12 protein-coding genes are annotated in these 14,101 nt (G+C 64.2%); 9 read left to right on the plus strand and 3 right to left on the minus strand.

Going from position 1 to position 14,101, the window contains the following annotated elements; all coding sequences use genetic code 11:
• Positions 1 to 32: 32 nt before the first annotated feature.
• The 6 genes from leuC (at position 33) to FQ705_RS17635 (ending at position 6,894) form a co-directional block, all read left to right on the plus strand.
• Complete coding sequence (leuC, locus tag FQ705_RS17610; protein ID WP_144143291.1) at positions 33 to 1,457, plus strand: 3-isopropylmalate dehydratase large subunit; 1,425 nt, start codon at positions 33 to 35, stop codon at positions 1,455 to 1,457.
• On the plus strand, positions 1,450 to 2,079 hold the full coding sequence (leuD, locus tag FQ705_RS17615; protein ID WP_144143293.1) for a 3-isopropylmalate dehydratase small subunit: 630 nt from the start codon (positions 1,450 to 1,452) through the stop codon (positions 2,077 to 2,079). Before leuC ends, leuD begins: the two co-directional genes overlap by 8 nt.
• 82 nt (positions 2,080 to 2,161) lie before the next feature.
• A complete protein-coding gene (locus FQ705_RS17620; protein ID WP_186307891.1) occupies positions 2,162 to 3,178 on the plus strand; it encodes a PdxA family protein in 1,017 nt (338 codons plus the stop codon).
• 66 nt (positions 3,179 to 3,244) lie between these two features.
• Entirely contained in the window at positions 3,245 to 4,123 is an 879-nt protein-coding gene (locus FQ705_RS17625; RefSeq protein WP_144143297.1) for an alpha/beta fold hydrolase, read from the plus strand.
• A gap of 98 nt (positions 4,124 to 4,221) precedes the next feature.
• On the plus strand, positions 4,222 to 5,550 hold the full coding sequence (locus FQ705_RS17630) for an MFS transporter (RefSeq protein WP_144143299.1): 1,329 nt from the start codon (positions 4,222 to 4,224) through the stop codon (positions 5,548 to 5,550).
• A 183-nt stretch (positions 5,551 to 5,733) separates the two neighbouring features.
• On the plus strand, positions 5,734 to 6,894 hold the full coding sequence (locus FQ705_RS17635) for a porin (protein ID WP_144143301.1): 1,161 nt from the start codon (positions 5,734 to 5,736) through the stop codon (positions 6,892 to 6,894).
• A gap of 237 nt (positions 6,895 to 7,131) precedes the next feature.
• Here the strand turns inward: FQ705_RS17635 and FQ705_RS17640 are convergent, their stop codons facing one another.
• From FQ705_RS17640 to gcl, 3 genes are all read right to left on the minus strand, one after another.
• Positions 7,132 to 8,040 (minus strand): 2-hydroxy-3-oxopropionate reductase, encoded by a 909-nt coding sequence (locus tag FQ705_RS17640; RefSeq protein WP_144143303.1) that lies wholly within the window; start codon positions 8,038 to 8,040, stop codon positions 7,132 to 7,134.
• A 131-nt stretch (positions 8,041 to 8,171) separates the two neighbouring features.
• Entirely contained in the window at positions 8,172 to 8,981 is an 810-nt protein-coding gene (gene hyi / locus FQ705_RS17645) for a hydroxypyruvate isomerase (RefSeq protein WP_144143564.1), read from the minus strand.
• A 144-nt stretch (positions 8,982 to 9,125) separates the two neighbouring features.
• Complete coding sequence (gcl, locus tag FQ705_RS17650) at positions 9,126 to 10,901, minus strand: glyoxylate carboligase (protein ID WP_144143305.1); 1,776 nt, start codon at positions 10,899 to 10,901, stop codon at positions 9,126 to 9,128.
• Between the two features lie 191 nt (positions 10,902 to 11,092).
• On the opposite strand from gcl, the gene FQ705_RS17655 reads away from it, so the two are divergent.
• The 3 genes from FQ705_RS17655 to FQ705_RS17665 all read left to right on the plus strand — a co-directional run bounded on the left by FQ705_RS17655 (position 11,093) and on the right by FQ705_RS17665 (position 14,007).
• Positions 11,093 to 12,007 (plus strand): LysR family transcriptional regulator, encoded by a 915-nt coding sequence (locus tag FQ705_RS17655; protein ID WP_144143307.1) that lies wholly within the window; start codon positions 11,093 to 11,095, stop codon positions 12,005 to 12,007.
• Between the two features lie 133 nt (positions 12,008 to 12,140).
• Positions 12,141 to 13,016 (plus strand): RNA polymerase sigma factor, encoded by an 876-nt coding sequence (locus FQ705_RS17660; RefSeq protein ID WP_144143565.1) that lies wholly within the window; start codon positions 12,141 to 12,143, stop codon positions 13,014 to 13,016.
• Positions 13,006 to 14,007, plus strand: a complete 1,002-nt coding sequence (locus FQ705_RS17665) for an anti-sigma factor family protein (protein WP_144143308.1) — start codon at positions 13,006 to 13,008, stop codon at positions 14,005 to 14,007. Before FQ705_RS17660 ends, FQ705_RS17665 begins: the two co-directional genes overlap by 11 nt.
• Positions 14,008 to 14,101 lie beyond the last annotated feature (94 nt).

Below are 14,101 nucleotides of genomic sequence, written 5' to 3' on the forward strand. Positions count from 1 at the left end.
CACATAAAGACAGACGGACAACGGAGGAACCGATGCCCCGCACGCTTTACCAGAAGCTCGTCGAGTCGCACACCGTAGCGCGACTCGATGCCGAGCACATCCTGCTTTACGCAGACCTGCACATCATGAACGAGTACACCAGCCCGCAAGCGTTCAGCGGACTGGAAAGCCGCGGCCTGCCGGTACGCCGGCCCGACTCGCAAATGAGCGTCGTCGATCACGTGATTCCGACGCGGCCAGACCCGGTCGGCGAGCGCACCATCGTGATTCAGGCGGCCGCGAGCCAGGCGGGCAACTTCACGAAGAACTGCGTTCGGTACGGCATCAAGCTGTACGACGTGAACGATCCGCTGCAAGGCATCGAACACGTCGTCGCGCCGGAAACCGGTCTGATCCGGCCCGGCATGGTCGTGCTGTGCGGCGACAGCCATACGACGACTTACGGCGCGCTCGGTGCGCTCGGCTTCGGGATCGGCACCTCGGAAATCGAGCATGTGCTGGCGACCCAGACGCTCGCGTATCGCGTGGCCCGCACCATGCGTATCACGATCGACGACACGCTGCCCGCCGGGACGACCGCGAAGGACCTCGTGCTGTACCTGATTTCGCGGATCAGCGCGCAGGGCGCGCGCGGATTTGCGGTCGAATATACCGGCGAGGCGATTGATGCGCTCAGTTCGGAAGCGCGTATGACCTTATGCAATATGACGGTCGAGGCGGGCGCCCGCGCGGTGCTGATCGCGCCGGACGAGACCACCTTCGACTATGTGCGGGCCCGTTCGGGCAACCTCTCGGCGCAGGAGTTGGAGAGCGCCATCGACAGCTGGCGCGAACTGCGCTCGGACGACGGCGCGTCATTCGATCAGGAACTGCGTTTCTCCGCCGCCGAGGTCGCGCCGTTCGTCACGTGGGGCACGAGTCCCGATCAGGCGATCGCGGTGGACGGCCTGATTCCCGCCGCGTCCGACGCCGCCGACCCGTCCACGGGTTCGGCGACGACTCGCGCGCTCGACTACATCGGTCTTGCGGCCGGCGCGCCGATTGCCGGCACGCCGATCGATCGCGTGTTCATCGGTTCGTGCACGAATGGCCGTATCGAGGATTTGCGCTCGGCCGCGTCGATGGTGCGCGACGGCATGCACGTGGCCTCGACGGTGCGCGCGATGGTCGTGCCCGGCTCGGGCGCGGTGCGCGACATGGCCGAACAGGAAGGGCTGTCGGACATTTTCATCCGCGCCGGTTTCGAATGGCGTCAGCCGGGCTGCTCGATGTGTCTCGCGATGAACGACGACGTGCTGCGCGCGGGCGAGCGCTGCGCCTCGACCACCAATCGCAACTTCGAAGGCCGTCAGGGCCGCGACAGCCGTACGCACTTGATGAGTCCCGCGATGGCTGCGGCGGCGGCGATTGCCGGGCGCATCGTCGATATTCGCCAGTGGGAGGGCGCGCATGTCTGATTTTTCCACCATCGAAGGCGTGGCCGCGCCGTTGCCGATCGCCAATCTCGATACCGACCAGATCATGCCCAAGCAATTCCTGCTCGGCATCGACAAATCCGGTCTCGCCCAAGGCGTGCTGTACGACCTTCGCTTCGCCCCCGACGGCTCGAAGCGCGCCGATTTCGTGCTGAACACGCCCGAGTATGCGGACACGCGGATTCTGGTCGGCGGTGCGAACTTCGGCTGCGGATCGAGCCGCGAGCACGCGGTGTGGGGCTTGATGCAGTCGGGCATCGCGGCGGTGCTCGCGCCGAGCTTCGGCGAAATCTTCTTCTACAACGCGATCAACAACCGGCTGCTGCCGATCATCCTCACCGCCGAACAGATCGACGAAATCAGCGCCGATGTGGCTCAGCCCGCCACCCGCCGCCTGACGATCGACGTAGTCGAACAGGTCGTGCGCACGGCCACGGGCCGCAGCTATCCGTTTCATATCGAAGCGCGCCACAAGCGCATGTATCTTGAAGGCCTCGACGTGCTCGGTGCGTCGCTGAGCTTGCTGCCGGACATCGAGGCGTTCGAAGCGCGGCACTGGGCCGCGAATCCCTGGGCGCGTGTGCTGCCCGGTGCGAATACCTGATGCGTCGGCCGCCGAACCTCGCGGCGTACAGCCGACGTCATAACACGTTGTAGAAGTCCCCAAAAAAATGGAGAGCAACACCATGAAACCCCTGATTGGACTCATGCTCGGCGATGTCACCGGCATCGGCCCGGAACTCGTCGTCAAGCTGCTGTCGACGCCCGAAGCGCGCGAGAAAGCCAACGTCGTGATCATCGGCGATGCGCGCGTCCTCGAACTCGGTATGAAAGACGCCGGCGTGCGGATCGATTACCGGCTGGTGAACCACGTGCGCGAAGCACTCGACGAAAGCGCCGCCGTGCCGCTGCTGGACCTGAAGAACGTCGATCCCGCGTTGTACGAACGCGGCCAGCTGAGCGCCGAATCCGGCCGCCTGACCGGCGAAACGCTGAAGGTGATGACGGACCTCGCGCTGGCCGGCGAACTGGACGGCATCTGCTTCGCGCCGCTCAACAAGGCCGCGCTGCATCGCGGCGGCTGGAACTACCACGACGAACATCAGATGTTCGCCGCCTGGACGGATCATTCCGGCTACTTCGGCGAGGTCAACATCATTCCGCAGTTCTCGACCTTCCGCGTGACCTCACACGTGGCGTTGCGCAAGGCGGTCGACATGGTCAAGCCGGACCGGATCGAAGGCGCGCTGACGCTCGCCCACGACACGATGCGCGCGTTCGGCAAGACCCACCCACGTATCGGCGTCGCGGCGCTCAATCCGCACGGCGGCGAAAACGGCCTGTTCGGCGACGAGGAAATCACCATCATCCGTCCGACGCTGGAAGCGTTGCGCGCGAAGGGGCTGACGAGCGAAGGCCCGTTCCCGTCGGACACGGTGTTCATCAAGGCACGGCGCGGCGACTTCGACGCGGTGGTCATCATGTATCACGACCAGGGGCAGATTGCGACCAAGCTGCTCGGCTTCTCGTCGGGCGTGACGATGACGGGCGGCCTGAAGACGGTCTACGCGACACCCGCGCACGGCGTGGCCTACGACATCGTCGGACAGGGCAGTGCGGACGTCGGCGCGATGGCGGCGGCCTTCCGTGTCGCCACCGACAACGCGATCGCGCGGATGACGCATCCGGCTACCTCCGACTGACACGCCGGGCGAGGCGGTCCGGCCACGCGCAAAAGCAGTACACCATCATCAGTGAGAGAGACGACCATGCTTGAGAATTTCAAAAAGAGCGTCATCAAGACGAGCGGCGCAGAAATCGTAACCGTGACGGCCGGCAAGGGTCCGCCGCTTCTGCTCATGCACGGCAATCCGTTCAACCATCTGTCGTGGCACAAGATCGCGCCGAAGCTCGCGGAAGACTTCACCGTCGTGCTGACTGACTTGCGCGGCTACGGCGACAGTTCGAAACCGGCCGGCGGCGGCGACCACTCGGAGTACTCGTTCCGCGCGATGGCGCAGGACCAGGTGGAAGTGATGCAGACGCTCGGCTTCGACACCTTCAACGCGGCCGGTCACGACCGCGGCGCGCGCGTGTTGCACCGGATGTGTCTCGATCATCCGGACAAAGTGCTGAAGGCGGGCTTCATGGACATGCTGCCGCAGCATCATCTGCTCAACAACGTGACGCGGCAGTGGGGCAAGTTCTCGTGGCATTGGTTCTTCATGGCGCAGGACTTTCCGACACCCGAAAAGATGATGGGCGCGGACCCCGAGTTCTTCATTCGCCGCAAGTTGTCGAAGACCGATCAGGGCACCTCGTTCTTCGGGCCTGAAGCGCTGCAGGACTACATCCGCTGCATCAGGAATCCGGAAACGATCCACGGCATGTGCGAGGACTATCGCGCGACCTTCGGCATCGATCTGGAGATGGACACGGCCGACTTCGAAGCGGGCCGCCGCGTCGAAACGCCGGCGCTGATCCTGTGGGGCGAGAAGGGCGGCGTGGGCCGTAACCATAACGCGGCGGAAGTCTGGGGACGCTACGCGAACCGCATCGTCAGAACCGCGACCGTGCCGTCCGGACACTATCTGCAGGAGGAGTGTCCAGAGCAGACGTACGACGTGCTGCAGGGCTTTTTCCGCTAGCCGTACCCGGGTCTGGACCACCAGGCAGGCGCATGGGCGGTGTCGCGCACGACGCGCGCCGTCCGTGACAGACCGGCCGGTACTACATGGAGGATGACATGGCCGTTTCAGAGCCAACGCCGCAGGCCGGCCCGCAGCCGCAAGCTGGGCCGCCCGCGCGCAAACGCAAGACACCGCTCACGCTGGTGCTGTTATGCATCATGGCTTTCATCATGTACGTCGACCGGACCAACATGTCCGTCGCGGCGCCTGTGATCAGCCGTGAACTTGGTTTTAGCAACACGCATCTGGGGCTGATCTTTTCGGCCTTCGCGGTCGCCTATAGCGTCTTCATGATTCCGGGCGGCTGGCACAGCGACCGGATCGGCGCGCGCAAGGGCATGCTGGTGTATGGCGTGCTCTGGTCGGTGGCGACCATTGCGACGGGGATCGTCGGCAGTTTCGTGGCGTTGCTGGTGGCGCGTTTCGCGGTCGGTGTCGGCGAAGCACCGATCTATCCGACGGCGGCGCGCATGATCGGCCGCGTGGTGCCCGAAGAAGGGCGCGGCACCGCGCTCGGCGCGATGCACGCGGTCGGGCGTCTGGCGAATGCGCTCGCGCCGTTGATCGTGACCTCGCTGATCGTGATGTTCTCGTGGCGGTTGACCTTCATCATTCTCGGCGGCGTCACGCTCGTCTACATGTTCGTGATGTACTTCACGCTCGGCGACCCGAACCGGCGTGCTGCGCAGGATGGCGTACCGGTTGCCGCCGAAGCCGCGCCCAAGGCGAAGCCGGTCGACTGGCCCGACATGATCCGCCGGGTCTGGCCCGCCGCCGCGACCTGTTTCTGTCATGGCTGGGTGCTGTGGTTTTTCCTCAACTGGATTCCGTCGTTTTTCGCGCAGCGTTACGGCATGAAGCTCGGTCACACGGCGGTGTTTTCGACGCTCGTGCTGCTCGGCGGGATGGTCGGCACCTTCGTCGGCGGCATGTTGTGCGACTGGCATTACCGGCGCAGCGGCGACCGGCTGCGTTCGCGCCGCGACGTGATCATCTTCGGCTTTCTCGCGTCGATGCTCGGACTGGTTCCTCTGCTGTTGACGCACAACCTGGTCATCAGCGCGTGCAGCCTGAGTTTCGCGTTCTTCTGTTCGGAGATCGCGGACTCGCCGCTGTGGGTGATCGGCACCGAGGTGTCGCACGAACACTCGGCGACGTCGGCGGCCTGTACGTTCACCGGCATGGCGCTGGCGGGCGCGGCCTCGCCGGTGGCGGTGGGCATCGTGCTCGATCTGTCGCACGGCAACTGGCTGGTCGCGTTCGGCACCTCGATGCTGGTGCTCCTGCTCGGGCCGATCTTCGCAATGCGCATCCGGCTCGACGTCGAGAAACCCGGCGCCGAGGCCGAGGTGTGTCTGCCGGTCGCTCAGGCGTCGTCGCAATGACTGGAAGCGGCCTAACGAAAGCCGCCTAGTCCGGCGTACTCCATCGTCTGAAGTTCGATTCTCGGGGCGCAAGCCCGGAGGGGAAACGTGCGCGCCGGATTTTTGCGCGCAACGGTTCGCAGCACCTTGCATCACCCACTCTTTTTCAATCGCAGTTACGACTATAAGAAGCAGGAGACGGCAATGAAAAAATGGATCCTCACGGCGGGCGTCAGCGTGCTGGCCACAACGAGCGCGCATGCGCAAAGCAGCGTCACGTTCTACGGCTTGCTCGATGCGGGCGTCAGTTACGTCACTAACGCGGCGAATTCGAAAGGCGGCTCGTCGCATAACTTCAAGTTCGACGACGGCGTGATCCAGGGCAATCGCTGGGGCTTCAGGGGCAGCGAGGATCTGGGTGGCGGCATGCACGCGATCTTTACCCTGGAAGGCGGCTTCGCGGTCGGCACCGGCGTCGCCTCGCAGGGCGGCGATCTGTTCGGACGACAGGCGTTCGTGGGTATTTCGCAGGACGGCGTCGGCGCGCTGACATTCGGCCGGCAGTATTCGTTCTCGACCGATTACATCTCGCGCTTCGCGGCGGGCGGCGTGACGGTCGGCAACTACGCATTCAGGATGAACGACGTCGATCAGTTGACGTCGAGCCGCATCAACAACGCGATCAAGTTTTCGAGCGCGGATTTCTCCGGGCTGACATTCGGCGCCATGTACGGCTTCTCGAATCAGGCAGGCGACTTCGCGGGCTCACCGACCACCACCACCGGCGGCGTGACGACGCAAGGTTCGTCGCGCACTTACAGCTTCGGCGCGAACTACATTCACGGGCCATTCTCGATGGGCGCGGCTTATACGGACATTCGCTATCCGACCTCGTCGTCGCCGGCATTTCCGATCACGATCGCGAACGTGAACACATTCGGCAACAAGGATTTGCGCACGATCGGCGTGGGTGCCAAATACGACTTCGGCAAGGTGCTGGTGTTCGGCAACTGGACGAATACGCGCTTCGAGGGCACGCTCGGCCAGTCCTCGCACTTCAACAACTATGAAATCGACGGCCGTTATATGTTCACGCCGGCGTTATCGGCGGCGCTGGCTTATACGTTTTCGGATCTGTCGGGGTCGTCGACGGGTCGATGGAATCAGGTCAGCTCGATTCTCGACTATCAGTTGAGCAAGCGCACCGACGTGTATGTGATCGGCGTGTATCAGAAGGCGTCGGGCAGCAATAACGGCGTGCAGGTGCAGGCGGAAATTGGCTCGAGCTCCAGCTTCTTCGGCAATTCAGGCAGCGGCTCGAATAAGCAGATCGCCGCGCGCATCGGCATGCGCCACCGTTTCTGAGCGAAGGAAAAAACACCAGCATGAAATCCGACAGCCGGACACCCGACGACGACGTCTGACCGACCAAGGCTTCCCCGGCGCCGCCGGGTGCCGCTGCGGACCCCACTTGCCGCTCTCAGCCCAGAGCGGCACGATTTGCCCGTTGCGCCGTGCATGCTGCACGACGCAACGGGCGCCCCACCTTCGATTGCCACGACGTAGACGGCGCGGCAATCCGTGTTACTTCACATCAGCTAATCAAGCGGCTTTGGCTTCGCTATCCGGCGCTTGCGCGACTTCGTAGTTCGCCATGATTTCGAGCGCGCGCACCATTGCCGAGTGATCCCATGCCTTGCCGCCGTTGGCCGCGCACACGCTGAACAGTTGCTGCGCGCTCGCCGTGTGCGGCAGGGCGATACCCAGCTTGCGTGCGCCGTCGAGCGCGAGGTTCAGGTCCTTCTGGTGCAATTCGATGCGGAAGCCCGGATCGAACTTGCGTTTGGTCATGCGCTCGCCGTGCACTTCGAGAATCCGCGACGAAGCGAAGCCGCCCATCAATGCCTTGCGTACGCGTTCCGGATCGGCGCCCGAGCGCGACGCGAACAGCAGCGCTTCAGCCACCGCTTCGATGTTCAGCGCGACGATGATCTGGTTGGCGACCTTGCAGGTTTGACCCGCGCCGTTGTCGCCGATCAGCGAGATGTTCTTGCCCATCAACTCGAACAGCGGCCTGGCGATGGCGAACGACTTTTCCGGACCGCCCACCATGATCGTCAGCGACGCTTCGCGTGCGCCGACTTCACCGCCGGACACCGGCGCGTCGAGGTAGTCGCAGCCCAGTGCGTTGATCTTCTTCGCGAAGGCTTGCGTGTCGAGCGGCGAGATCGAGCTCATGTCGATCACGAGCTTGCCCTTCGTGAGGCCGGCGGCGACGCCGTCGTCGGCGAACAGCACGTTGGCGACATCGGGCGTGTCCGGCACCATGATGATGACGATGTCGGCCGCTTGCGCGACGGCCGTCGAATCGGCGACCACGCTGGTGGTTTTGCTCAGATCTTCCGGCACCGGGTACGCGCCATTCACGAACAGCGTGTGACCGCCCTTGATAAGGTTGCGCGCCATGTGCGCGCCCATGATGCCGAGGCCGATGAAACCGATCTTTGCCATGTGTCTGAATCTCCAGTGTTGTTTGGATGGCCCATTGGGGATGTCCCATTGGGGATGCCCCATGTTGGGATGCCCCGAGGGGCTTGCTTCCGTTGATGCGTCTAATGCGCCCGATGCGACGAACGCGTCGCTCAGGCTGCGGCGTGAGCTGCGCCGCGCGCTTGCCCAGCCACACTCTGCACCCAGCCGAGGCCGGCGGCCGTAGTCGTGCGCGGCTTGTATTCGCAGCCGACGTAGCCTTCGTAGCCAAGCGAATCGAGCAGGGCGAACAGGAACGGGTAGTTGATTTCGCCAGTGCCCGGTTCGTTGCGGCCGGGGTTGTCGGCGAGCTGGATATGCGCGATCTGCGGCAGGTTCTTCTTGATGGTTGCCGCGAGTTCGCCTTCCATCCGTTGCATGTGATAGATGTCGTACTGCAGGAACAGGTTGTCCGAGCCGACTGCCTTGATCACGTCGAGACCTTCGCCCGAACGGTTCAGCGCGAAGCCCGGAATGTCGTACGAATTGCACGGTTCGACCAGCAGCTTGATGCCGGCTTTCTTCAGCTCGCCCGCGGCGAAGCGCAGGTTGTCGACGATGGTCGAGCGCGCCTTGTCCGCATCGACGCCCGCCGTCGGAATGCCGACGAGGCAGTTCAGTTGTGGCACCTTGAGCGCCGTCGCGTATTCGATCGCGCGGCCCACGCCTTCCTGGAACTCGCTGACGCGATCCGGCAGACAGGCGATACCACGTTCGCCTGCTTCCCAGTTGCCCGCGGGCAGGTTGTGCAGAACCAGCTTCAGGCGATTCTGCTGCAGACGTTCGCTCAGTTCAGCGATTTTGTACGGATACGGAAACAGGAATTCGACGGCGTGAAAGCCCGCGTCCGCCGCCGCCGCAAAGCGCTCGAGGAACGGGACTTCGTTGAACAGCATGGTGAGATTCGCTGCGAATTTCGGCATGATGCGTGTGTCTCTCTGGTCGGTCAGTGGAATGACTTGGGTGAGGCGAATGAGCGTGGCGTGGCGCTGTTTCACTGCCACGCGGCTCATTCGCCGTCACGTGATGCTCGTTGCTAAAGTGCGTGCTGTACTGCGTTGCGAAACTCAGTCGAGCATGCTGATCGCGGTCGGTGCGTCTTCGCGCGTCGCGGCCAGTTCCTCGAACTCGTTGATCGCGTCGATCTCGGTGCCCATCGAAATGTTGGTCACACGCTCCAGAATCACTTCGACGATCACCGGCACGCTGAACTCGGAGAGCATGGCTTGCGCTTTTTGCAGCGCGGGCTTCAACTCTTCCGGCTTGAACACGCGAATCGCCTTGCAGCCCAGACCTTCGGCCACCGCGACGTGATCCACGCCGTAGCCGTTCATCTCCGGCGCGTTGATGTTCTCGAAGCCGAGTTGTACGCAGAAGTCCATGTCGAACGCGCGCTGTGCCTGGCGAATCAAACCGAGGTACGAGTTGTTCACCACCACGTGCACATACGGCAGCTTGAATTGCGCGCCCGCGGCCAGTTCTTCGATCATGAACTGGAAGTCGTAGTCGCCCGAAAGTGCGACGATCTGACGTTGCGGATCGGCTGCGCGCACACCGAGCGCTGCCGGAATCGTCCAGCCGAGCGGGCCGGCCTGGCCGCAGTTGATCCAGTTACGTGCCTTGTAGACGTGCAGGAATTGCGCGCCGGCAATCTGCGACAGACCGATCGTGCTCACGTAGCAGGTATCGCGGCCGAACACCTGGTTCATCTCTTCGTAGACGCGCTGCGGCTTCATCGGCACGTTGTCGAAGTGCGTCTTGCGCTGCATGGTCTGCTTGCGTTGCTGGCAGTCGGCGACCCATGCGCTGCGGTCCTTCAGCTTGCCTGCGGCCTTCCATTCCTTCGCAACTTCCACGAACAGTTCGAGCGCGGCTTTTGCGTCCGACACGATGCCGAGGTCCGGACCGAACACGCGGCCGATTTGCGTCGGCTCGATGTCCACGTGCACGAACTTGCGGCCCTTCGTGTAGACCTCGACGCTGCCGGTGTGACGGTTCGCCCAGCGGTTGCCGATGCCGAGCACGAAGTCGGAGGCGAGCATCGTCGCATTGCCGTAGCGGTGCGAGGTTTGCAGGCCGCACATGCCGGCCATCAGCGGATGGTCGTCGGGAATCGCGCCCCACGACATCAGCGTCGGGATCACCGGCACGCCGATGGTTTCGGCGAACGCCACGAGCAGATCTTCAGCGGCTGCGTTGAGCACGCCGCCACCCGAGACGATCAGCGGCTTTTCCGCGTTATTGAGCATCGTCAGCGCGGCTTCGATCTGCTTGCGGCTCGCTTTGGGCTTGTAGACGGGCAGCGGTTCGTACGTGTCGATGTCGAATTCGATTTCGGCGAGTTGCACGTCGATCGGCAGGTCGACCAGCACCGGACCCGGACGGCCCGAGCGCATCAAATGGAAAGCCTGCTGGAATACGCGCGGCACCAGCGCCGGTTCACGCACGGTGACGGCCCACTTGGTGACGGGCTTGGCGATCGATTCGATGTCGACGGCCTGGAAGTCTTCCTTGTACAGACGCGCTCGCGGCGCCTGGCCGGTGATGGCGAGAATAGGGATCGAGTCGGCCTGAGCGGAGTACAAACCGGTGATCATGTCGGTGCCCGCGGGGCCCGACGTGCCGATACACACGCCGATGTTGCCCGGCTGGGCGCGCGTATAGCCTTCGGCCATATGCGACGCGCCTTCGACGTGACGCGCCAGCACGTGGCTGATATTGCCTGCCTTGCGCATGGCCGAGTAGAACGGGTTGATCGCTGCGCCCGGTACGCCGAATGCGGTGTCGATGCCTTCTTTTTCGAGCACCAGCACGGCTGCGTCGACGGCTCTCATCTTGGCCATGAATGTCTCCTGAATGTCTGGGAATGGGCGAATTAAACGCGTTGAGTGCACTGTAGGCCTGACCTAAAGGTTTGATAAGATCAGTCCGGGTCGCTTATTTCGAAACAAAAAGTATGGAATGGCGGTGAGGTGCGGGCGTCCGGCCGGCGACTCGGCACGGCATCGGCGCATAAAAAAGTGGGAGACAAACAATGGATCGGTTCAAACAGATCGAAACCTTCGTGCGCGTCGCGGACGCGGGCAGCCTCGCGGCAGCCGCGCTGGAAGAAGGCGTGTCGCCGGTGATTCTCGGGCGCCGTATCGACGCGCTGGAAAAGCGCCTTGGCGTGAAGCTGATGTATCGCTCGACGCGTCGTCTCGTGGTCAGCGAGGACGGTGCCGCTTTCCTCGAGCGCTGCCGGGGTCTGCTGACCGAATGGGACCAGGCGGAAAACGAGCTGAGCGCCGGACGGCGCGCGGTGAATGGCCATCTGATCGTGTCGGCGCCGGCCGCGTTCGGCCGCAAGCACGTGGCGCCGCTCGCGCCCGACTTTCTCGCCGACAAGCCCGAATTGCAGGTGTCGTTCAATCTGACCGACCGCGTGGTGGATCTGGTGCGCGAGGGCTACGACCTGTCGATCCGCATCGGCGGCGCGGTCGATCCGAACTTTGTCGCCGTCAAGCTGGCGACGAACCGGCGGGTGGTGTGCGGCACGCCCGAGTATTTCCGCCGCTATGGCAAGCCGAAATCACTCGAAGACCTGCCGCAGCACAACTGCCTCGCGTTCAATCTGCAGGGCGGCCAGAACCGTGGCTGGTACTTTCGCCGCAACGGCAAACTGGCGACGGTGCGGGTCGGCGGCACGCTCGATTGCAACGACGGCGAACTGCTGCATCGCTGGGTCTCGGAAGGACTCGGGCTCGGCTGGCGTTCGACATGGGAAATCCAGCAGCAACTGGCGCGTGGTGAACTGGAGACCGTCCTCGACGAGTTCGCGCTGCCCGATTACGACATTCTCGCGGTGTACCCGCAACAGCGTTACGTGCCGGCCAAGGTGCGGTATTTCATCGATTATCTGAAAGAGGTGTACGCCAGTGAGGATTACTGGAATCGGCCCTCTTATTGAGCTGGGCGGTTTTCGGATATTTTCGGTTGCCGCCGACGAGCGCGGGAATAAACTCGGCATGCAGTCGGTTATGTGATGTATAGCGTGTCAAGACAAGCCACACAGCATAGTCGCAATGCCCTGGAGGGCCGAGGTGGTCCAGACCGATTCAGATCCTGTTCGCGCGCCCGGCGATAGCGACGCCCACGCCGACGCAGCGAGGAGCCGCCGCTTCCAGCAGATGGCGCTGCCGCACCTCGATGCCGCGTACAACCTTGCGCGCTGGCTGTGCGGCAACCCGAACGACGCCGACGACGTCGTCCAGGAAGCCTTCATGCGCGCGTTCCGGTTCTTCGATACGTTTCGCGGCGACACCGCGCGGCCGTGGCTGCTCGCGATCGTGCGCCGCACCTGGTACACGGAGTGGCGGCGGCGCGCGTCGTCGCATGAAACGGTGGAGTTCGACGACACCATGGACGACGCCACCTTCGACGGCTGGAGCGCGGGCGGCGACGATCCGCAGACGCTGCTGATCCGCGACGAGGACACGCGGCAGGTGCACGAGGCGCTTGCGCAGCTGCCGGTGGAATATCGGGAGGTACTGATCCTGCGCGAGATCGAAGAGATGGGTTATCGGGAGATCGCGATGGTCGCCGACGTGCCGATCGGTACGGTGATGTCGCGGCTCGCACGCGGACGCCGCAAGCTGGCCGCCGTGCTGACGGCCAGGCAGGGCGGCTCGGCGGGCCGGTTGCCGAAGAGCGGGGCGTCGCACGATGCGCCGTCCCAGTCGCCGCGCACGCGGTGCAGCGGCTCGGACGACGATCTGCCCGCGAACCCGCGACTGAGCGCCGATGCACGATCGGCGACCGGCGACGACGCGGCGCAAGCCGTGCCGCCGCTGGTCGGGAAGGCAGCGGCTTCGGCGACGGTTACGCCGCTGCGGGCGTCGGCTAACGGCCGGCCACCACTTAATGCGCCGGGCGGCACGGCCGCCGGCCACGCACAGGAGACGCCAGATGGACTGTAACGAAGCGCGGCCGCTCCTCGATGCGAACGCCGATCACGAATTGCCCGCGCCGGATGCGCAGCGGGTCCAGCAGCATATCGAGAGCTGCGACGCCTGCCGGCGCGAAAGCGACAACCTGCGCGCGCTGAGCGGGGTGCTGCGCACGGCGCCTTATCACCGTGCGCCGGCTTCGTTGCGCGAGCGGATCATGGCTGGCTTGCCGGCCATGAATGAGCCGGTCGTAGCGGCCGACGCGGCGCTGCCCGTCGCGGCCGAGAATCCGGCGCGCGAGGGGCAGGGTCAAGCGCCGCGTCAGGCGCCGAAGCGCGGTTGGCTCGATCGTTTGCTGGATGGCTGGCGAGCGCCGCAAGGCGGCCTTGGCTGGCCGGGCGCGGCGGGCGGCGGGTTCGCGTCAGGTGGCTCGGGTGGAACGGGCGGCGGCGGATTCGCCTCAGGTGGCGCGGGCGGCGTGTTTGCGCGCGGCTGGCTGGTGGCGCTGGTCGTCGCGATGTGCGCGGTGGCGGCCGGCGTGGCGTTGAATCTGCGCCGTCCGGCCGATGTCGGGCCGTTCACCGACGAACTGATAGAGAGCCACGTGCGTGCTCAGGTCTCGGGACGCGACATTGATGTGATTTCGACGGACCGGCATACGGTCAAGCCGTGGTTCAACGGCCGGCTCGACTATTCGCCGCCGGTCGAAGATCTGGCGGCAAGCGGTTTCCCGCTGGAAGGCGGGCGTCTGGATTACCTCGCGCACCAGCGGGTGGCGGTGCTGGTGTATCGCTATCAGAAGCACGTGATCGACGTCTATGTGTATCCGCAGAACGCCGCAGGCTCGAGCGCCGCGATGCCTGCAAAGCTCGGCCGGGAGGGCTACGCCATCGCGCACTGGAACGCCGAGGGCATGACGTGGTGGGCGATCTCGGACGCGGCGCCCGACGCCCTCGGCAACCTGGAAACGGCGCTCAAGGCGCGTCTGCAGAGCGGCAGTGAACGCACGGAAGGGGGTTGATCGGCTGCGGACGCCATGTGGCCCCAGTCTGGCTGCCTCCTAAACCCTTGAAAACACAACCGATTCACGCTGCCGATTAACGGGATATCTTGCA

It is taken from the genome of Paraburkholderia sp. BCC1884 (assembly GCF_900996225.1).
Lineage (GTDB): Bacteria > Pseudomonadota > Gammaproteobacteria > Burkholderiales > Burkholderiaceae > Paraburkholderia.